General features: G+C 34.1%; 12 protein-coding genes. All 12 read right to left on the minus strand.

The genetic code is table 11. The features are described 5' to 3' along the window. Window positions 1-31 precede the first annotated feature (31 nt). The 12 genes from H1X92_RS12930 to H1X92_RS12990 all read right to left on the minus strand — a co-directional run bounded on the left by H1X92_RS12930 (window position 32) and on the right by H1X92_RS12990 (window position 21,495). The gene (locus H1X92_RS12930; RefSeq protein ID WP_180560529.1) at window positions 32-3,241 is read right to left on the minus strand and encodes a hypothetical protein; all 3,210 of its coding nucleotides are present in this window, start codon (window positions 3,239-3,241) and stop codon (window positions 32-34) included. Window positions 3,242-3,276: 35 nt separating this feature from the next. Further along, window positions 3,277-3,747 carry a hypothetical protein gene (locus H1X92_RS12935; RefSeq protein WP_180560530.1) on the minus strand — a complete coding sequence of 157 codons (471 nt, stop codon included), beginning with the start codon at window positions 3,745-3,747 and terminating at the stop codon, window positions 3,277-3,279. A 48-nt stretch (window positions 3,748-3,795) separates the two neighbouring features. Beyond that, on the minus strand, window positions 3,796-4,899 hold the full coding sequence (locus H1X92_RS12940) for a hypothetical protein (protein ID WP_180560531.1): 1,104 nt from the start codon (window positions 4,897-4,899) through the stop codon (window positions 3,796-3,798). A gap of 457 nt (window positions 4,900-5,356) precedes the next feature. After that, complete coding sequence (locus tag H1X92_RS12945; RefSeq protein ID WP_180560532.1) at window positions 5,357-6,283, minus strand: calcium-binding protein; 927 nt, start codon at window positions 6,281-6,283, stop codon at window positions 5,357-5,359. A gap of 483 nt (window positions 6,284-6,766) precedes the next feature. Then, entirely contained in the window at window positions 6,767-9,832 is a 3,066-nt protein-coding gene (locus H1X92_RS12950; protein WP_180560533.1) for a pentapeptide repeat-containing protein, read from the minus strand. 107 nt (window positions 9,833-9,939) lie between these two features. Next, a complete protein-coding gene (locus H1X92_RS12955) occupies window positions 9,940-11,739 on the minus strand; it encodes a hypothetical protein (RefSeq protein ID WP_180560534.1) in 1,800 nt (599 codons plus the stop codon). Between the two features lie 171 nt (window positions 11,740-11,910). Continuing rightward, window positions 11,911-12,648: a hypothetical protein gene (locus H1X92_RS12960; protein ID WP_180560535.1), complete on the minus strand. Its 738-nt coding sequence runs from the start codon at window positions 12,646-12,648 to the stop codon at window positions 11,911-11,913. A gap of 188 nt (window positions 12,649-12,836) precedes the next feature. Then, complete coding sequence (locus H1X92_RS12965; protein ID WP_180560536.1) at window positions 12,837-13,058, minus strand: hypothetical protein; 222 nt, start codon at window positions 13,056-13,058, stop codon at window positions 12,837-12,839. A 109-nt stretch (window positions 13,059-13,167) separates the two neighbouring features. Further along, a complete protein-coding gene (locus tag H1X92_RS12970; RefSeq protein ID WP_370520700.1) occupies window positions 13,168-13,818 on the minus strand; it encodes a calcium-binding protein in 651 nt (216 codons plus the stop codon). Window positions 13,819-13,830: 12 nt separating this feature from the next. Further along, window positions 13,831-14,157 carry a calcium-binding protein gene (locus H1X92_RS12980; RefSeq protein ID WP_180560538.1) on the minus strand — a complete coding sequence of 109 codons (327 nt, stop codon included), beginning with the start codon at window positions 14,155-14,157 and terminating at the stop codon, window positions 13,831-13,833. Window positions 14,158-14,640: 483 nt separating this feature from the next. Next, window positions 14,641-21,006 (minus strand): pentapeptide repeat-containing protein, encoded by a 6,366-nt coding sequence (locus H1X92_RS12985; protein ID WP_180560539.1) that lies wholly within the window; start codon window positions 21,004-21,006, stop codon window positions 14,641-14,643. 171 nt (window positions 21,007-21,177) lie between these two features. Beyond that, entirely contained in the window at window positions 21,178-21,495 is a 318-nt protein-coding gene (locus tag H1X92_RS12990) for a hypothetical protein (RefSeq protein ID WP_180560540.1), read from the minus strand. Window positions 21,496-21,652 lie beyond the last annotated feature (157 nt).

Raw genomic sequence — 21,652 nt, forward strand, 5'->3', positions numbered from 1 at the left:
CTAGCACAGTCATTGAAACTGAGAGTTTCAATTATTTCTTAAAATTATCCTCGATTAAGTATTCGTTTAGCGATTTAATCGCTTCCAAACTTTGCCCCATAAACTTATCCAACAAAATATAAGAATTACTCGTTAAAGAGATAACCTTTATCATAAGTTCAGCAAATTCATTTGCATTAGTAATTTCTGTTGTTTTTAGCAACATATCCATTTTTGGGATTAGCTCTTTACCTAATTCAGCATTAAATCCATAATATTCTGGATGTAATAGCAAAAAATCATCTACCGTTATTTTCTTTGAAATTAATTTAGCCAACTCTACGATAAGAGATAATATTTTATCATCAACGCCATTCTCGAGGCTCTTTTCACTATCAACTAATTTTTTTGTGTTTTCAAATAAAAGCAATAACTGCCGCCAAAACAAGTTATTTTTATAACTCTGTTCACTGGCAAGATTTAAATCATCATCACTAAGATAAACTCCAGCTTCATATATTTTAGCTTTTGGCGCTGATGGGAGATTATTTTTCACCAGATCTTTTTCTAATGAAAGAGGATGGGCGTTTACTTTTTTATTTAATTTATTTGCTAGCACTTGAGCGACGGGGATTGAACCCATTGCGCCAAAACAAGATTGCAACTCAATAGTTTCTACTTTTTGCCAGTTATTAAAACCAAGTGATTTTATGGCTAATCCTTCAATAATATTACTAAAATCCTCTCCATCCATATAATTTACTATGGTCGGTACTCCCTGTGCCTTAATAAATAATGTATTTCCTTCCAAATTGAAAATGGAATCTTTTCCCAGCAAAGAATCTTGCCGTATTGCTTGTAAATTAACTGAACCTGAAATAACATTTGAGTTTTGAAATTTACCATTTACGATATCTTCAAATTGAGAAGCCGAAACAATTCCATTATATTTCTCTGTGTATATCCCAATGCGCGCCCCATGGCTAATAACAAATTGACCCTCACCTAGACTCACCATCATACTTTTTAATTCATAATCCGTACCATAAAAAGCCACTAAGCGACCAGGTGGTAATTCTGCTAATGATATAACGCTGTTCATGTCTATTAGTTTTGTATTCTTATTGTCTATTAGCTTTATATTTGTTAATAAATTTTTAATACTTTTTTTATTATTACCAGTGGTACAGAGCGCTTTGAGATCTTGATAAAAAATTGTTGCCTGCTCATCAGTTAATTCATTAGCTTGTTTTAAAATTTTTGTCATATATTCTGGTAATTCTAAAACTTCATCTTTTAAAGATTGCTCAACAACCTCATTAATTGAGTTGTTAGGTACTTGAGAACCGATAGCTTGACCGGCATATATTTTTAGTTTATCTGATGGCATACCAAATCGTTCTAACTGACCTTCAACAAATTGGCCAATTTGTTCTGCCATAATAATACCATTGTTATTTATAAGAGAAGCACATAATTTATTATTCTCTAAACTAGAAAATAAACCATTGCCTAAACTAATCATCATAGAAATAAGCTTCCCTTCCTCAGTATTTAAAAATACAATTTCTCCTGGTTTAACAAGTAATAATTCATCCATATTGTTAATTTCACGATAACTATGTAGTACTTGCAACCACAAGCTTTGACTATTTTCAATAGCCTGATTCTGTTGTATTCTTGACAATCCTTCTGCTAACTTTTGTTTATATTCTTTATTTATTAATAATTTAGCATTGTATAACACCTCAGAAATATAATTATTATTATCTTTTGGCAATTTATTATACCAATACATTTTATGTACTATATCCCGAATTGGATTGTAGTTAATTGAATAATTAATTTTGTTTTTAAAAACTCTTTGTCCTGACAGTTCATTTAAATACCAATCTGGTTTTGTTAATATTTGAGTTCCGTCAATAACTTCAGTAGCTGACATATATGAATATTTTTTAAATTCACTAGCCGCCATTTGCTCACCAACAAAATCTTTATATTTAACAACACTATCGGCAAAAGCTAGCAGATATCTGTTTTTCCATTCTGATTCCTCTAAAATAAGTGGGCCATCTAAACTGGAACGGCTAATTTTTTTAAAGCGATGGGCTGTTAAGTCAAAAACATAATTTTTATCCCCTTTTTTGCCAATTACTGCAATATGGTTTATCGGTGTGTCATCCATTATATTATGCCAGATATATATACCTCGATATCTAATATCAGTCATTCCATGCTCGCTCATAAATTTTGTAATTGCGATCATTGATGTATCAAATTCTGCAGCTGGATTATTAATTTTTGCGGCAACTGAAGAAGTTAATTGAAGCTCAGTCAGATATTGAGCTGCTGGAATATTAATTGTTAGATTATTTGGATTGAATGCCGGTTTTATTTCCAGTAAAAATCGATTTTCATTTTCAATAGGGGTTAAACCAATATTTAATTTATTGTGTTTATGGTGAAAATCATTAGCTAACTTTGTGACTATATCTTTATCAAGTTGAAGAATTTTTCTATTAAATCTATATTTGACAAAAAGATTAATTGCTTTTACAGCGGCCACAGCGCTGCAACTAAAAGCCTCAGGAATTACTGTGCCTAGAATTTCCGCCATAATATTCATTACCCCTTCGTTTAAATAGCGTTTATAATCAGCTTCTGTATCACTAATCGACGCTTGTAAAAATGAAGGCGTTGCTGATAAAACGCTACCATAGACAATCCCAGGGATATTACCCATTAAAAATGTAAAAAAAGTATAAGGAAATGTTATATCCTTAAATCGTTCAAATAATTCAAATATTAATGCTTCATTATGGGATCTAATTAATATATCGGCTTCTTTTATATTAAAATTGATAATATCCTCAAATAAAAAAGAAAAATCATCATTTCCTCTAAATAATTTAAGTTGAGAAGGATTAATTTCACTGTAATTACTAACATGTTGTTTTATCCATAAATTTAATACATTATCATCAATAATTGAGAGTTTAAAATCACGAAAAGATGGATAACGAAGGCATTCCCCCGTCAGAAGAGATATTAATGCAATAGGTGTTTGTTCTGGAGCAATACTCTTTATAGTTTTATCAATGCCAGTTTTTGGCCCTCGATCCTCATCAGGAAAAACCAATAATAACGGGTTATTCTCTAGCAAATAGTATAAAACATCCTTTTTATCATAAATGGTTAATACATGCTCTAAAAATTCATAAAACTGCTTTTTTATTTCCTGATTTTTTTTAATATGTTCCATTTCAACAATATAACTATTTTGAATATCAGCAGAATTTATTTCACTGATAATTTTTTTGTATATTGAGTGGGATATAAAGCACCTAATACTTCATCTAATTTATAATTGGTATTTTCAGATAACCATTTTCGCTCTCTACCTAGCAAAATATCACGTATAGTATATAGTTTTTCAACAGGCGGATGAATGTTATTGATAGCAGCATTCAATTCGGGATTAAATGAAGAAGCTTTATAGCGAAATTCAACCAGATCATCTAAGCTAGTAGGATTAACATTATGCTCTTTACTTATTTTGGCTAAATATATTTCTAAATATTTTTCCAGGTTGGGCATTTTTTCTTGTAGTTTATCTTTTTCTTCTTTTAATGAATTAATATTGTTGATGAAATCAATTTGTTTTTTTAAATTAATGGCTTCTTCGTTTAAATAATTGATTAATTCAGAACTAAATTCTACTGGAAATCTTATATTAACATTCTCTCGTTTTATTAGCGGAGAACTCATCTCATTTATATGTCGAGTCAAATAATCAAAAATAGTGAAAGTAGAATACTAAGTATTGTTATTAGGAGCAGTATAACTATATATTATTTCTGTATTAATAATATCTTCTATTGATAATTCACCAAAGGCATGTTTATCAGTATCATAGATGGCATATATTTTCTGTAATGCATAAGTTTTAATAATATCCTGGGTTGGGTTAATATGATCAAAATGATATTTTATATTAAATAGTTTAGTTAATTGATCTATTTTATAAATCGATTGTAAGACTGCTTTTTCATCATTACTATCTGTATGCTGAAGTTCATAATTGATCTTTTGCTGAAAGATGTTATGTAAACTAAAACCGATAGGCGTAGGAGCTATCGCAGATAATTTACTATCAATATCAATTTGTAAAATTTTAACAAAATGATCATTAAGTCGTTCACGTCCTATATTTATTGATTTAGTAAAATCATCTAAATCTTTAATTAATTTTTCTTTTTGTCCATAAAAATCCTCTTTAGCGGCACTTAGATTTAACTTATAAAATGTGGAAATAGCATTCTCTATTTCTTCCATTTTATCAATTACTTTAGAAATAGGCCCTAAATTAATGTTAAACCCTAATTGATATATATGATTTATAATTGTCGATTTTTCAGCTAGAAATAAAATATCACGATAAAGTTTAATAGTTCTTTCATGAATGCGAATATCTTCTTTAATCATAAGATAAAGTTCATTTTCATCTTTAAGCACTGAAGCTAATTGTTTTTCATTTGTTATTTTTAACTGGAGGCAATATATTTGTTCTTTTAATCTTAAATATTCATTAGTATCTTTTATGCTAATTAAATTAGTAATATTATCTTTAGCCCGTTTGATTAAATTAATTAAAGCATCTGTTTGAAAATTTGGTTCATTTACTTCTTCTGGAAATACATCTCTTACTTCCCTTTCTTTATAAATACTCTTATTAATTAAATAATAAAAATTATCAGTATTAGCTATATTTTTTTCTAAATTAATTACCGTCACTTGTTCATCATTAACATTAACACTTTTTTCATTATTTTCAATTTTATCATATAATGTCTTTTCATCACTCAATTTATTATCAACATAAATATATTTTCCATTAGAACCATCATTTGATATTTTCATTTATATTTTCCATGATTTTCACATAATTAATAATATAAAACTTTAGTATATATTATTATGTGAAATTTACAAAAAATAACCAATTATATATTTCACAATTTTATATATGTTAAAAATATATTTTTATAATTTAGGTAGTTGCAAAAATAACAATACTCAAAAATAAATTAACGTTTGATAAGAGACGATTTTTTATTAAAAAACATCTATCTTCTATAAAATAATCTACTTTAGTTATGTCATATTAATATAAGCAACCTAAAGAGCAATGAAGGTACGGTTATTATGGTCAAATTTAACGAAATAATAAATAGCAGTAGAATATTGCATAATCTCGCTTACATCATTTATCCTAGTCTAACTTTGTTATTAGCAACTTAATTAGGTAAACGACCCAGCTGTTTCGAGTCGTTTCTATCATCAATTTAATATTAATAGATTTTATTTTTTACAACATTTAAATCAAAATATCTTCGGCAAATTTGACTTCGCCGGTAATTTCAATTTTAAAATCCATTTGTCCATCACCATCATGATCTAACATTAGATTGGTCAAATTAGCTTCTTTATTATAAGCAAACAACAGCTCATTCTTATGATGCGTAAAACTATCTACTTTTTTAAACTCAATAACTTCATCACTAATTCTTCTAAAAATAGACATATCTATTTTATCTTTACCGCTCTCAAAATCAGTTATTTTATCCGCTGATTGTGGCAAAGAGTCAACGATTGATTGATAAAGAAAAATATCATTTCCGCTACCACCTAATAATTCATCAGCACCGAAACCACCCATGATAAAATCATCGTCATCGCCACCAGATAGAATATCATTGCCAGCTCCACCAGATAAATTATCATTACCGTTACCACCTTTTATAGAGTCATTCCCGTTACCTCCGGCAAGATTATCATCTCCATCATCACCGGAAAGGCGATCATTACCATCACCGCCCAAAAGAGTATCATCACCGTCACCACCGGCAAGGTTATCACTTCCGTCACCACCGTCGATATTATCATCTCCTGCACCACCTGCTATATTATCACTCCCATCTCCTCCAGATAAATCATCATTCCCGTCATCACCGGATAAATTATCAGCTCCTGAACCACCGATTATCTTATCAGCACCAGCACCCCCAACTACCACATCATCGCCTGAGTTACTATCTAGATAATCATCCCCATCACCTCCTGAAATAACATCATTTCCTGCTCCACCTAGAATACGATCATTACCGCCATAACCTAATATTTGATCACTTCCTGCATTACCATATATTTGATCATTTTTTGCAGTACCTGTTAATATATCACTATTATCTGTACCATTGATGATATTATAAGTGGTATTTTTACTCTCTGATTTATTTTGCATTAAATTTCGCCTCTATTTATCACCACAAAATATAAAAAATGAAAAATAATTATAGAAGAGCATATTATTTTAACCTTAAATAAAATCATAAAATTTTCAATTAATTATTTTAACCCTAAAATTATAACTTACACTATTATTAATGACTTTATTATAATAGTCTTATCAGATGGTTAAATTTAGTTATTATTAATAACTATCTTAATTTAATAGTATATCTAATTTTTATTTTCAATTATTTATTAATATAAAAAAACATTCATCATTAATAGAATTAAATCAAAAGAGTGAATATATTTTCTTATGGCTACATTAAAGATATTAATAATAAATATAGTAGCTAATATTATTAGCTAATAATGACTCCAATTAGATATTTGTAATCAGTACTTCAATAAAAAAATATTAGCCTCTTTTATTAGCACTGTGTTAAATTACGACAGTGCCATTTTATTGAGCAAACTAATTAATATTGCAAAATCCTTACCGCCATGCCGATGGTTGGATCTTTTTTAAAGTTCCATTACAGTGTTCTTTGGCATGTGCAATCATCATGTCCGACAAAAGTGCCGTACAAGTAAAAGCATTGCCTGTACCTAATAATCTATCTTTCCAATCATTGAATTTATCTTGACCAATCAGTGTATGATCTAGATTGTGAGCTTTTTCCATTAAGGCGTAAGCATAATATCTGAGCATTTGTGGAGAATCTGACTCGGTGCCAAAAATAGTACTGGATGAATAACGATTAAAAACGGTAGATAACGCCAATAGATGCTCAGCTTTTTCTCTATCTGTACTTGATGTTAAATTGTATAAATTGATAATCTGGTCATAATTTTGTTTTTTTAAGCTATAGCCCTGTTGAAAATCAAGTAGAGGAGAGAAAATTTTAATTAATGCCTGTTGATGAGTGTCAGCTATGAGTTTTGTACTATAGGAATTGGATTTTATCGCCTCAAGAAAATATTGTTTATATTGGTGATTTAAATCGAAGCTCTCTATTAATCGATTAAACGTTATCTGATTTTCACAATTAATAAACGGTGTGGCGAAAAGAGGAAAGTCTTGTTTATAACATTGGCTCAGATTGTATTCAGCCGGACTCAAACAGTTGCCATCCTGAAAAAGAACAATGTTATCCCATTTTGTGTCCCAATCAAGATGTAACATACGAGTAAAAATACTTTCAGAAACTACTAATACTCTGCCTGGTTTTGTTGGTGACAATAACAGATAATTTGTTGCATATTTGTCTGCCCAGTCTGCATTGCCTTCATAATCACCAAAAATGTCTTTAATTTGACGGTATTGCAGTTGTTGCTCAATTTCAGGTAGTTTTAAATATTTTTCATACAGTTTATTCACAGCCGAAATCTCTATCACATTTATGCCTGGCATTCTGGCCGCTAATATGGTTTGCATAAAAGCGCTATTAGCGTGTGCTGAGGCTAGTAAATGTGGATGTTGGTCGAAATAATTGAAAAAAGGCTTAATGAGTTTAGGATGAGACTCCAAGTTATTGAGTAGTTCTAAGGAAGAGTCTGTTAAATAATTCTCTATCAGTTTATTAATAAAATTGCTAATTTCTCGATTTTTTATAAAAGGGGGCTGCCCTAACACTTCTATCAGTGGTAGCCTGGCCTGTGCAAGATTAATGTCAGTACGGTCAAGGGAATGAATAAGTTGCAGCGCCAATTTAGTTTTTAATTCACGATATCTATCATCTATGCTATTAATACTAGTTAAAAAACTACCTTCTTCATGAGCAAAATGATTAAGTATCAAATCCAAGTTAGCGTCACTCCATTCAATAAATGGATTTAGTGAAAGTGTATTGTTTAAGAGCGCACCAGAAAAATCAACAGATATAATATCGACCCCCTCCAGATTAGCATCACCTAGATTAGCCCCCCTAAAATTAATTCTACGCAAAAAAGCGCCACTAAAATCAACTCCTGCTAAGTTAGTATTTGCCAGGTTGACATTTATCAAGTAGCTATCGGTTAGATTAGCTAATTGCAAATTAGCATTTGCCAAGTTGGTATCGATGAGTTCAGCTTCACTTAAATTAATTTTTGTCAGATTGGCATCTGTTAGATTAGCGTCCTCTAACCTAGTATTAGTGAAGTTGCTATTGGTAAGATTAGCGCCGGTTAAATCAGCCCTTGTCAGATCAGCCTCTAAGCCGTTAGCTTTTGTCAGGTTTACTTCTATCAGATTAGCTTTTAAAAAGTTAGTATTTGATAGTTCAGCCTCTGTCAGATCAGCTGCTGATAAGTTAGCATTACTGAAATTGGCATTGACTACATTAGCATGGGCTAAATGCGCTTTTGTCAGGTCGGCACCTGACAGATTAGCTCCGTGCATATTGTCATAAAGTATTTTGGCATCATAAAGCTTAGCCCCACTTAAGTTAGCATCAGTCAATTTGCTGTTACTTAAATTAGCTGCTGATAAGTCAGCATTAGTGAGATTGCTTTTAGTTAGATTAGCGGCGAATAAGTTAGTCTTTGTTAAATTGGCTTTTATCAGATTAGCTTGTAAGCCGTTAGCTTTTGTTAAATTAGCACCTGCCAGATTAGTGTCTAAGCAGTTAGCATTTGTCAAGTTTACTTCTGTCAGGTTAGCTTTTAAAAAGTTAGCATTTGATAGCTGAGCCCCTGTCAGATCGGCTGCTGATAAGTTAGCATTACTGAAATTGCTATTGACTAAATTAGCATGGGTTAAATGCGCTTTAGTCAGGTCAGCACCTGCCAGCTTAGCTCCATGCATATTAGCATAAAGTATTTTGGCATCATAAAGCTTAGCTCCACTTAAGTCAGCATCAATCAATTTGCTGTTACTTAAATTAGCTGCTGATAAATCAGCATTAATGAGGTTGCTTTTGGTTAGATTAGCAGCAAATAAGTTAGTCTTTGTTAAATTGGCATCTATCAGATTAGCGCTTAATAAGTTAGCCTTTGTTAGGTTAGCTTCTGGCAGGACAGCTGCACATAACTTAGCCTTTGTCAGGTTAACTTGTGTCAAATCAGCGGCAAACAACTTAGCATTTGTCAAATTAGCTTCTGCCAGATCAGCGGCAAACAACTTAGCATTATTCAGATTAACTTCTGTCAGATCAGCGGCAAATAAATTAGTATTTGTCAGATCTGCTTCTGATAGATCAGCGGCGAATAAATTAGCATTTGTCAGATCTGCTTCGGTCAAATTAGCGCCATTTAGCTTAATGTTAATTAGAATAGCCTTAATCAATTTAGACTTAGTGAGATTAGCGCCATTGAGATTGACGAAAGTGCTGTCTATGTTTTGATTAAAGCAGTGAGAAAGCTGCATGTCACTCAAGTCTCTTCTGGATAAATTGATAATCGTATTAGCTTGTCGATTTACTAATAATTTTTCCACTTGCCTAAGCGATATTTTCTCTAATTGAGTTGAAATGGTATCAGATTGAGAAGATAAATTTCTGGCGGCTTTACTAGCACCTTTTCCACCCATACCTTGCGTTTTTAAATGGTAAAGATGCTCTCGTAATGAAATAGGTGCCAACTCTAGGTTACCAGCAGCATCTCGTAGATATTTTCGACCAAAAAGCGCGCCGGTTATAGGATGTACTTGTACCCAAATATCTTTTCCACGTTCCTGGCCAATGTTAACTACCTGAACTTCTTTAGCCAGATTAGGGCGAAAAGCGCGTTCAGTATTAAACGTCCTAACGGGTGTATCTGATAACCCTTTATTTGCTTCTCAAGCGCTTTTACCAACGGAGTTAAGCCGTTAATTTCCTGTTTTATCTTTATAGCAGCATTTCTTAGGCTATTAAGACCTTTTATTCCGCCTGATGTCAACAACTCAAATCCAGGATCAGCCGAACGGATGAATTCTACCCCCAGACCAACATAAGTTTTTGGCGGTACACTTTTCATTAAATGAGGTACCCCAAATTTGATAAGCTGTTTTCCTCCTTCTCTTAAAGCCTGAGCAATCGTCGCTTGTCTTAAGGCAATTAGTAGTCCATTAATAGCAGCTTCCCCCGCCGCAACACTAAATCGGCTACCAACTTGAGCACTTTTGCCGATAAAGGGTAAAAAACTTACGATATCTAATAAACCGCTTTCAATCGCTTTCCCTACATTGCCTTTTTGTGCTTCAGTAATACAGGTATAAAGTGGAATAAGACTTAAGAAAAAAGCGTCTACTTTTTGCCGAGTTGTTGCCTGATAACCTTCCTTTTGCAGTTTTTCGTATAATAGTTCACCATGCCGCTTAGCCAATATATCGAACAGTATATTGGGTTTATCATTTTTTGTTTTTATGGACAAAATAGGATGCATTTTTAATTTATAATCATCACCATAGGCTTTACCATCATGGCCAAAGAGGCCAAGAATTGACCGTTTATCCTCATCAACACGATACAACTTATAATGCCCTATATCCTGATCCAGGGTTAATGCGTATATCCGTTTTTCGCCATTAAGCGTACACCTTAGCAGATCAATCGATTCAGGTACTAGGGTTACTAATCCGCCCGCAGCCATTCCCCGCCTTGCTTTTCCCATAGAATAACTGCGATGACTACCAATAGCATTAAATTCGGCCTTCACCAGTTCAATGTCAGCCTGTTCAATAAAGATTTGTTCAGTTTGTCTAATTGAATTAAAAGTAATGGGCAGTAAGATCTTTTCTGTCTGTTCGCTAAATTTAGCAATTTGTTGGTTTTGATCAGCAAAAATTTTATTTATATTAGGTAATAATGACTCTTGTCTCCGTCGATTGATAAAAGAAACCTCTCTATTGTGATATAAATATTCATTTAACCAACTCCCCTCGATATCATGCGCTTTTAATTGTTGGCGGGCAAGCTCTGACCGGCTTTGCCAATTTTGTAATAAGTTAATAAATTGGAGCAGTGGATTATTTTGGCTGGCTTGACGTAATTCATTAAAATAGTTCTGATAAATAGATGGCATAGCTTGTTGATTTATTTCTGTGCTATCTGTCTTATAACCGGTTTCTAATTGATGATGGATGAGAGCGGGTAATTTAAAATAATGAATATATTCAGCGGTTATTTTCTCATCGACGATAAGTGTTTCCAGTAGAACTCCTGTATCAATAATATCATCCAAACGCATTCGGTTAAGTTCAGCTCCACTTTCTTTAAGTAGTAGGGCACCCGCATGCAAGTAACCCCACTGCGGTTGATCTAGTATCATATTATCCAGTCTTAACTGTTCATTCTGATCCTTAAACTGCAGATCAAATATAGGCAAAACTCTACTCAAAACATGTTTTTGATAATAAGTACAGGTTTCCGGCGACAATTTACTAGACTCATTCTGACTGTTGAGTTGATCGAATAACCGCCGTCGCAGATTAGCATGGCGTAGGAGAGAATGTTCCTGTGATTGGATATCACTACTTTTTTTTAATAACGATGCATCAGATGACATACTTAATAAAGCATATTGTAACCAATCGGTAATAATTGATCGCTGCCGGACGGAAGAAATTTTTTCATCTGGATTAACACCATTTTCACTGAATGGTTTTTGTTCTTGTGATGGGATCCCACTGATTTGTTTTAATTTCCATGCTTCAGATAATATATCTAATCTAGTAGTTTATGACCAATTGGCAGTTGCTTGCTGCTGTGTAGAAAAATTTTTTTCCTCTGGATCAGCACCATTTTCACCTAATGATTTTTGTTCTTGGAATGGGATATCACTGATTTGTTTTAATATCCATGCTTCAAATGACATACCTAATACAGCAAATTGTAACCAATTGGCAATGACTGCTTGTTGGCGGGCAGAAGAAATTTTTTCATCTGGATTAGCACCATATTCACCTAATGGCCTTAATAGTAGCTTTGCGACGGTTGCTATCTCATCTTGCGCATTTTCATTGCGTGAAAGATAATCGCTGATATGATTGACTAAGTGATATGATAACATGCCATCATCTTGCTGATTTATTGTATAACCTTGTTCACTTAACAGAGAACATAACAGACGATTTTGCTCTTTATAGACAACTGAATTTAAAAGAAAAACCTCTGAAACGGGTAAAGTAATATTTATTGGATGATTTGAAGTGCGTAATAGTAATTCTAAATTATAAGCAAATTGCTGGCTAGTTACATCGACACTGTTTTCAGTTGAAATAGTGAATTCTCCATGCGGTAAAGCATTTAATGGTAGCTTTTCGTTCTCTTTTATTTGCTTATTTAGCGTTTCTTTGTCATTTGAGCGCGGTTCTTCAGTTAATATATTTTCAACTGCTCGTTTATTATGATATGAAAGATCTGAAGTAGATGATAACCAGGCCGTTGATGAAAATGTTGAATTTATAATTGTCATTATAGAGCCGTTATTTAATTTAAATAATCAATTATATTTAAATTATGAAAATTTGCCTTTTCTAACGAAATTTTTTCTTATTAATTATTTTTTTACTTTATATAGTTAGTTTAATCTTATTTAATATATTTTATTAAGGTTATTAAGTTATGTTAGCAATTTAAAAAAGCTTCAATACCTTTTATCTCTTAAGGATAAGCTTGGTAAAAAGAATGAAAGTAGCCCGAAGATGAAATTGGTAAAATTTTAGCCATCTTTAATTCTGATCTGAAAGTGAGGTGACCGTTCTGTCGACTGACATTGCTGGTGAAAGTTATGACACCGGAATAGATCATATAAACTGTCTGTACGTTAGCCACATTTCTCAACTGCCCCAAACAGAAGTGGCGTTGTAAGCTAACTGACGACATTCAGTGCCATCTTTTTAGCTTTAGTCTCTCTATTATCAGATTATTTTGACAAACGACCCGGTTATTTCGAGTCGTTGTATGATCATATCGTATTAATCGATTTTACTTTTTACAGTTCTGAAGTAATAATATCCTGCTCGAAATCGACTTTACCTATAATTTCAATGTTAAATTCTGCTTGCCCATTACCATCGTGATCCAACTTTAGATTGGTCACGTTAGTATTTTCATTATAATCAAGCAATAATTCATTTATTTTTCTAGTAAAATTAACTACTTTTTTAATTTCAACTTCTTCATTATTAAATTGTTTAAGAGAATTAAGATTTATTTTATCTATACCCGTTTCAAAATCATTTATTTTATCCGGTGCTGCTACTGAAGAGTCATTTACTGTTATATAAACATAAGTATCACTGCCAGCACCACCAGTTAATTGATCGGCGCCAGAACCGCCTATAATAACATCATTGCCATTGTCGCCGGTTATGATGTCATTGCCATTGTCGCCGGTTATAATGTCATTGCCATCACCGCCGATTAATATGTCATTGTCCTCACCACCAGCCAAATTATCATTTCCTAAACCCCCATCGATATAATCGCGTCCTGCATCACCTGTGATAATATCATTTCCCTCACCGCCTTCTATTTTGTCATATCCCTCACCGCCTTTTATATTATAATTTCCCTCACCGCCTTTTATATTATCATTTCCCTCACCACCTTCTATGGTGTCATCTCCCTTATCACCATGTATGTTATCATTTCCCTAATTGCCAAATATTCGATCATCACCTTCACCTCCAGTTAAATGATCATTTCCTTCTCCCCCTTCGAGATTATCATTGCCAGCATCACCTTGTAGGAGATCATCGCCTGAATTACCTTCCAAGTGATCATCACCATTCCCACCTGAAATAATATCATTGCCAGCACCTCCGGCTAAGTTATCATTACCCGCATAACCAAATATTTTATCATTCCCTCCATGACCGTATATTTCATCATTTCTTCTAGTCCCTTGTAATATATTATTACCATCAGTGCCATTAATTATCTCATTAGTCGTGTCATGGCTGTCTAATTTATCTTGCATTAAATTTATCCTCTATTTATTTGTCGTCCCAAAATAAAAATTGAAAAATAATTATAGAAGAGCATATAATTTTGACATTAAATAGAGTTATAAATTTTCAATAAATTACTTTAATAATAGAATAATAACTTCCTCTATTATTAACGACTTCACTATTATCTTATTACAAGTTATTTAAATTTACTGATTAGCAATACTTTTCTTCTTTTGATCAAAGGTTTTTCAATATTTAATTAATGTTTTTTTATTTTATATACCAATATTTTTTACTAATAAAAATTCAGCAAAATAATAAAGATATTTTACTATGGTTAGATTAAAGATAGTGACAATAAATAATATTATTAACTAGTGATATGCTAATCTGTTAGCCGTAATCAATGAAAAACTGGCTAAGCAAAAATAGTGGTATTTCAATGGTGGCACTGTGATAAATAACACCAGTGCCATTTTATTTAGTAACTGATTAATATATAAGAATCCTTACCGCCAGGCCGGTGGTTGGATCCTTTTTAAAACTTCATTACAACGTTCTCTTGCTCGCTCAATCATCACATCAGATAAAAGCGCCGTACAAGTGAAAGCATCCCCTGTTCCTAATAATCGCGCCTTCCAATCATTAAATAAATTTTGACCAATTAGTGTTGGATCACATTTGTGGGCTTGTTCCATTAAAGCGTAGGCATAGTACCTTAGCATTAATGGCGAATGATGCTCAGTGCCAAATATAGTGCTGGAGGAATAACGGGTAAAAACGGCTGATAGTGAGAATAGATGTTCCGCTTTTTCTCTCTCTGAGCTGGCGGTCAAACCATATAATTTCATGATCTGGCTATAATTTTCGCTTGTTAAACTATTATCAGCAAAATTAAGTACCTTAGAAAAAACATTACTTAATGCTTGTTGCGAGGCATCATCGACTAGTTTTGTCGTAAATGTATTGTTTTTTAAGGCATCATGAAACAGAGGTTTAAGTTGGTCACCCAAATCCAGCGCCTCGATTAACTTACGAAATGTAGCCTGATGATGATTATAGGTATAATATTTAGAGAATAGAGGAAACTCTTCGTTGTAGCATTTATCTATGTTAGATTCGCTAAAGCTTAAATATTCACCATCCTGAAAGCGATAAATATTATCCCATTTGGTTGCTGAATTAGGATGTAACATTTGTGACAGGATATTTTCAGCAACAACTAATACTCTGCCTGGCTTAGTCGGCGATAAAAACAGATAGTTTTGCGCACTGTTATCTGACCAATCTACATTACCGGCATAATCACCAAAAATATCTTTAATTTGTTCATATTGCAGTTGTTGTTGAATTTCAGGTAGTTTTAAATATTTTTCATACAAATTACAAGCTAGCCCCGCGTTCGCAACATCAAGACCTTGAGTTCTTGCCGCCAGCAAAGTTTGCATAAAACTACTATGAAATCCTGGCAACACCATCAAGCTCGGCTTTTGCTCGAAATAATTGAGTAAACTATTAACTATTGTCGGATGCGCTTCTAACGCACTTAGCAATTCTGATGAGTAATCCTTCAAGTAATTATCTAGCAGTTTATTAACAAACTGATTGATTTGCTGATTTTTTATAAACGGCAATCTAGCGATAATATCTAATAATGGTAACGTGACCCGATTAAGATTAATGCCGGGCTGATCCAGAGAGTGAATTAATTGAATAACCAGCTGCGTTTTTAATTTATCATAGGCATTATCAATACTATTAATGCTGGTTAAAATACTGCCAGGATTATTAAAATGGTTAAGCATCAAATCTAGCTTATCGTCATTCCAGTTGGTAGGAAGACCAAGGGTAAATGTGTCGTTGAGAACCGTGCCAGTAAAATCAGTATTCCTAATATGTAATTGTGTTAACGTCGTCTTACTGAGATCAACATTTCTAATATCAGTACCGACTAACGTCACGCCACTCAAGTCAGCACCATCAAGATTAGCATCAGTTAATATTGCGTTAGTCAAATTGGCGTTTTTTAGTTTAGCACTCTGCAAATCAGCCCGAATCAGTTTACTCGCTTTTAGGTTAGCATTAGACAAATTCGCTTTATTTAATTTTATTTCAGTTAGATTGGCTGCTGTTAGCTCGGTATCCACTAATTTGGTATTAGTAAGATCGGCCTTGCTCAGATTGGCATGATACATTTTCACTCTATTTAGATCAGCATTTGCTAGCTTAATTCCCTGCCACTGAACGTCTGCCAGTTGATTGCCAATTAATTTAACGCCGGTTAGATTGGTATTAGCCAATTTTGTTTTATTTAATTTAGCGTCAATCAGAATAGCATTAGTCAAATTAGTCCCAGTTAAATTAGCGCCGGTTAAATCTGCATACATCAATTTAGCATCTGTCAGATTAGCATTCGTCAGATCAGCCTCAGTTAAAATAGCAGTAACCAGATGAGCGCCATTCAATTTTGTATTATTTAATACAGCGTTACTGAAGTTTACTCCGCTCAGACTGGCATTATAGAGCGCAGCATTACTCAAATCAGCCTGAGATAAATCAGCCTGATCCATGGTGACCTCAGTCAAGTTAGCCTTATTTAATTTAGCGCCTCTTAATTTAGCCTTAGTCAAAGTCGCTTTAATCAAATCTGCCTTATATAGATTGGCTTCAGTTAATTTTGCTTGACTTAATTCCGCCTGGAATAGATCAGTCTTAGACAGATTTGTATTGATTAATTCAGTGTTCTCTAGCTTCGCGTTCCTCAGCTTAGCCCCCGTTAGATCAGCATCATTCAATTTAGCGCGTCTTAAGTTGGCCTCCCTTAGATCAACCAATCGCATACTCGCTTTAGTCAAATCTACATTATTCAACTCGGCAGCAATAAATATCGCTTCATCCAATTTAGTGTTAGCCATGTTAGCGCCAGTGAGTTTAGCTTTACTTAGGTCAGCATTACATAATTTTGCACCATTTAATTCCGCCTTGGTCAAATTAACTAGCTGCATACTGGCTTTATTCAACTTAGCCTGTGTCAAATTAGACTCAGTCAGATTAGTGTCTTCTAATTTCGCTTCTGTCAAGGTAGCAGCCGATAAATCAGCTTTAGTCAGATCGACCTCTTTTAGTTCCGCCTTGGTTAGATCAACGCCATTTAAGTTAGCATTAATTAGACTAGCACCATTCAACTTAACTTCAGTCAAATCTGCCTCAGTCAGGGTGGCATTTGTCAATTGAGCCTTGGATAAATTCGCTCGATGCATTTTAACCGCAGTTAAATTAGCATTTTTCAAATCAGCTTCTAATAGATCAGCCTCAATCAATTTAGCTTCGCTCAAATCAGCACCAGTCAAATTAGCCTTGAATAAAACCGTACTATGTAAATTCGCTTTTACCAGCCTAGCTTCCGTTAAATCAGTTTCAATCAATAGAGCGTTAGATAGATTAGCTTCATCCAATTGTGCTTTTATTAACTTAGCACCACCTAATTTAACCTTAGTTAAATTAGCACCAGTCAGATTAACATTATTCAATTCGGCGTCAGTAAGATCAGCGTCTGTCAAATCGGCTTTAGCCATGTTAGCGCCGTTAAATTTAACTTCAATCAGATGCGCGCCATGCAGATCTACGCCAATTAGCGTAGCACGAGTCAAATTAGCACCATTTAATTCAGCGTTTATTAACTTAACATCCGTCAGATCTGCGGCCTTTAGAACAGCTTCTGTTAGTTTAGCCTCAGTAAGATCAGCGCCCTGTAATTGTGCGTTAATTAAATTCGCGTTCGCCAATTTAGCTTCTCTCATATCCGCACCATTGAGAACAGCATCACTCAAATCAGCTGCCGCTAAATCAATCTGCTGCATTTTCGCGTGCGTTAGATCTGCATTGTTTAGATTAGCTTTAAACAAAATAGCATGCTCTAATCGAGTTTTAATTAATTTAGCTCCAGTTAAGTCAGCCTCAACCAACTTCACATGAGTGAGATTAGCCTCATGTAAATTAGCATTCATTAATTTAGCATTCATTAACTCAGCATCAACTAGATAAGCATTCGATAGATCGGCATTGGACAAAGTAGCATTAACCATCCTACTGTCAGCCAAGTTAGCTTTTATCAACTTCGCACCGGCTAAGTTAGCCCGAGATAAGTTAGCCTGCCCTAGTCTAGCTTCTGTCAGATTAGCGTTTTCCAATTGAGCGTCAATTAATTTAGCGCCATGCAATTTAGTTTTAGTAAGATCAGCGTTATTAAGGATTGCGTTTTTTAATTCAGCATCATTCAAGTTGCTTTTAGTGAGTGTCGCTGCTGTCATATCGGCAGATGTCAAATTAGCACCAACTAGATTAGCATGCGTCAAATCAGCATTAATCAGTATTGCATTATTTAAATTAGCAATACTTAAATCAGCGTTATTTAGTTTACTAAAAATCATCTTCGCTTCTACCAGCTTACTACTTTTGAGCTTAGCTTCGGTCAGATCAACGCCATTTAAGGTCGCTTTTGTTAGCTCAGCAGACCTTAGATCAACCTTGATTAAAATAGATTCATTCAATTTAGCATCGCATAGGTTAACGCCTACCATTGACGCTTCGGTTAGATTTGAATACTGTAGATTTGTTTCAGCCAAGTTAGCAGTATCCAAATTAGCTTTCATCAGATTAACTTTATATAGGTTACTATTACTTAAATTAGCCTTAGATAGGTTCGCTAATGAGAGGTCTATCGTTACTTTAACCTTATCAAAATAACTGGAAAAGTTTATATTACTCAAATCCGCATTAAATAAATTGATAACCGTGTTAGCCTCCCGATTAACAATTAATTCTTTTAGCTTATTTAATCGCTCAACATTTGCTGTCGAGCCTAATATTTGCTTAGATTCCATCGACCATCTTTGAGCGGCTCTACTTGCCCCTTTACCGCCCATTCCTTGGGTTTTTAGTTGATACAGCCGCTCGTGGATTGGTACCGGTGCTAATTCCAGCTCACCAGCAGAATTACGCAGATATTTTCGCCCCAAGAGGGTATTGTTTTCCAAATTGATTCGTACCCAAATGTCTTTACCTCGCTGCTGGCCGATATTAACCACCTGAACTTCTTTTCCCAATTCAGGATGATAAGCTGTCTCCACCTTGAACGACTTAACGGACTCAACAGCCAAATCTTTTGCCTTTTTTTCCAACGCCTTGATTAATGGGCTTAATCCTTTAATTTTATGTTGTAAATACTTTGCCGCATTTTTTAACGCATTAACCCCTTTTATGCCACCCGAAGCTAACAATCCAAAACCCGGATCAGTACTACGTAAAAAAGTAACCCCTAAGTTAATATAAGTTTTTTGTGGTACCCTATTCATAACATGAGGAATGCCAAACTTAACAAATTGTTCTCCTCCTTGCCGTAATGCTTGTCTGAGTGTAGTCTGCATTAATCCAGTTCGTAAGCCATTAACTGCTGCTTCTCCCATCGCGATGCTGAACCGGCTACCAACTTGAACACTTTTGCCAATAAACGGTAAAAAGCCTAAGATATCTAATAAACCGGCTTCAATCGCTTTCCCTGCATTCGCATTTTGGGCTTCAGTAATACAGGTATAAAGTGGTATAAGACTTAAGAAAAAAGCGTCTACTTTTTGCCGAGTTGTTGCCTGATAACCTTCCTTTTGTAGTTTTTCGTATAATCGTTCACTGCGCCGCTTAGCCAATTTTTCGAACAGTATGTTGGGTTTATCATTTGTTGTTTTTAAGGTCAAAATAGGATGCGTTTTTAATATATAATCATCATCATAGGCTCGACCATCATGGCCAAAGAGGCCAAGAATTGACAGTTTATCCTCATCAACACGATATAACTTATAACACCCTATACCCTGCTCAAGGGTTAACGCGTATATCCGTTTTTCGCCATTAAGCGTACACTTTAGCAGATCAATCGATTCAGGTACCCGGGTTACTAATCCACCCGCAGCCATTCCCAGCCTTGCTTTTCCCATAGAGTAACTGCGATAACTACCAATAGCATTAAATTCGGCCTTAATCAGTTGAATATCAGCCTGTTCAATAAAGATTTGTTCAGTTTGTCTGATTGAATTAAAAGCAATGGGCAGTAAGATCTTTTCTGCCTGTTCGGTAAATTTAGCAATTTGCTGGTTTTGATCGGCAAAAACTTTATTTATATTGGGTAATAATGGCTCTTCTCCCCGTCGATTAATAAAAGCAACTTCTCTATTGTGATATAAATATTCATCTAACCAGTTCTCACTAATATCATGTGCTTTTAATTGTTCGCGGGCAAGCTCTGGCCGGCTTTGCCAATTTTTTGATAAATTAATCAGTTTGATAAAAGGATTGTTTTGTTCAGATTGCGTTAAATAATCAAAATAATTGTTATAAACGTTGGTCATCTCCAACGTCGTCGCGGGAAAGAAATCTTTGCTATTTAATTGCTCATGGATCATAGCCGGTATTTTGAAGTATCGCTTATATTCAGCGCTAACACGCTCTTCCTGCAAAAGTGCGGCCAGCAGCATACCATTATTGCTAATCTCTTCCAGGCTCATGCCCTTAATGTCAGCACCACTTTCCTTTAATAGCGCCATTCCAGCATGTAAATAGCCCCATTCTGGTTGATCTATCATCATCTCTGCTAGTTTTTCCGCCCCCTTATCCGCCTTAATCTGTAGCGTAAATATGGGCATGATATGATTAATAACTTGCTGTTGAAAATAAGTGCAGCTTTCAGGCGACAATTTACCAGACTCATTCTGACTATTGAGTTGTTCGAATAACCGCCGTCGCAGATTAGCATGGCGTAGGAGAGAATGTTCCTGTGATTGGATATCACTACTTTTTTTTAATAACGATGCATCAGATGACATACTTAATAAAGCATATTGTAACCAATCGGTAATAATTGATCGCTGCCGGACGGAAGAAATTTTTTCATCTGGATTAACACCATTTTCACTGAATGGTTTTTGTTCTTGTGATGGGATCCCACTGATTTGTTTTAATTTCCATGCTTCAGATAATATATCTAATCTAGTAGTTTATGACCAATTGGCAGTTGCTTGCTGCTGTGTAGAAAAATTTTTTTCCTCTGGATCAGCACCATTTTCACCTAATGATTTTTGTTCTTGGAATGGGATATCACTGATTTGTTTTAATATCCATGCCTCAATTGTCATACCTAATACGGCATATTGTAACCAATTGGCAATGACTGCTTGCTGGCGGACAGAAGAAATTTTTTCCTCTGGATTAGCGCCATATTCACCTAATGGTTTTAATAGTACCCTAGCGAGCTTGGCTATCTGCTCTTCATTATCTTTATAGCGGATCAGATAATCAATGACATGATTTACCAACTCACTGACTAAAATAATATCGCAAGGTTGGCATGTGATATAACCTTCTTCGGTTAGCAGGCCACATAAGAGTCTAACCTGTTCATCGTTAACAGAATAATAAAAATCTTCTGTTGATAATGATATGACTGTTGGTAATTTATGATGTAATTGTTTG

This window comes from Arsenophonus endosymbiont of Apis mellifera, assembly GCF_903968575.1.
Lineage (GTDB): Bacteria > Pseudomonadota > Gammaproteobacteria > Enterobacterales > Enterobacteriaceae > Arsenophonus > Arsenophonus apicola.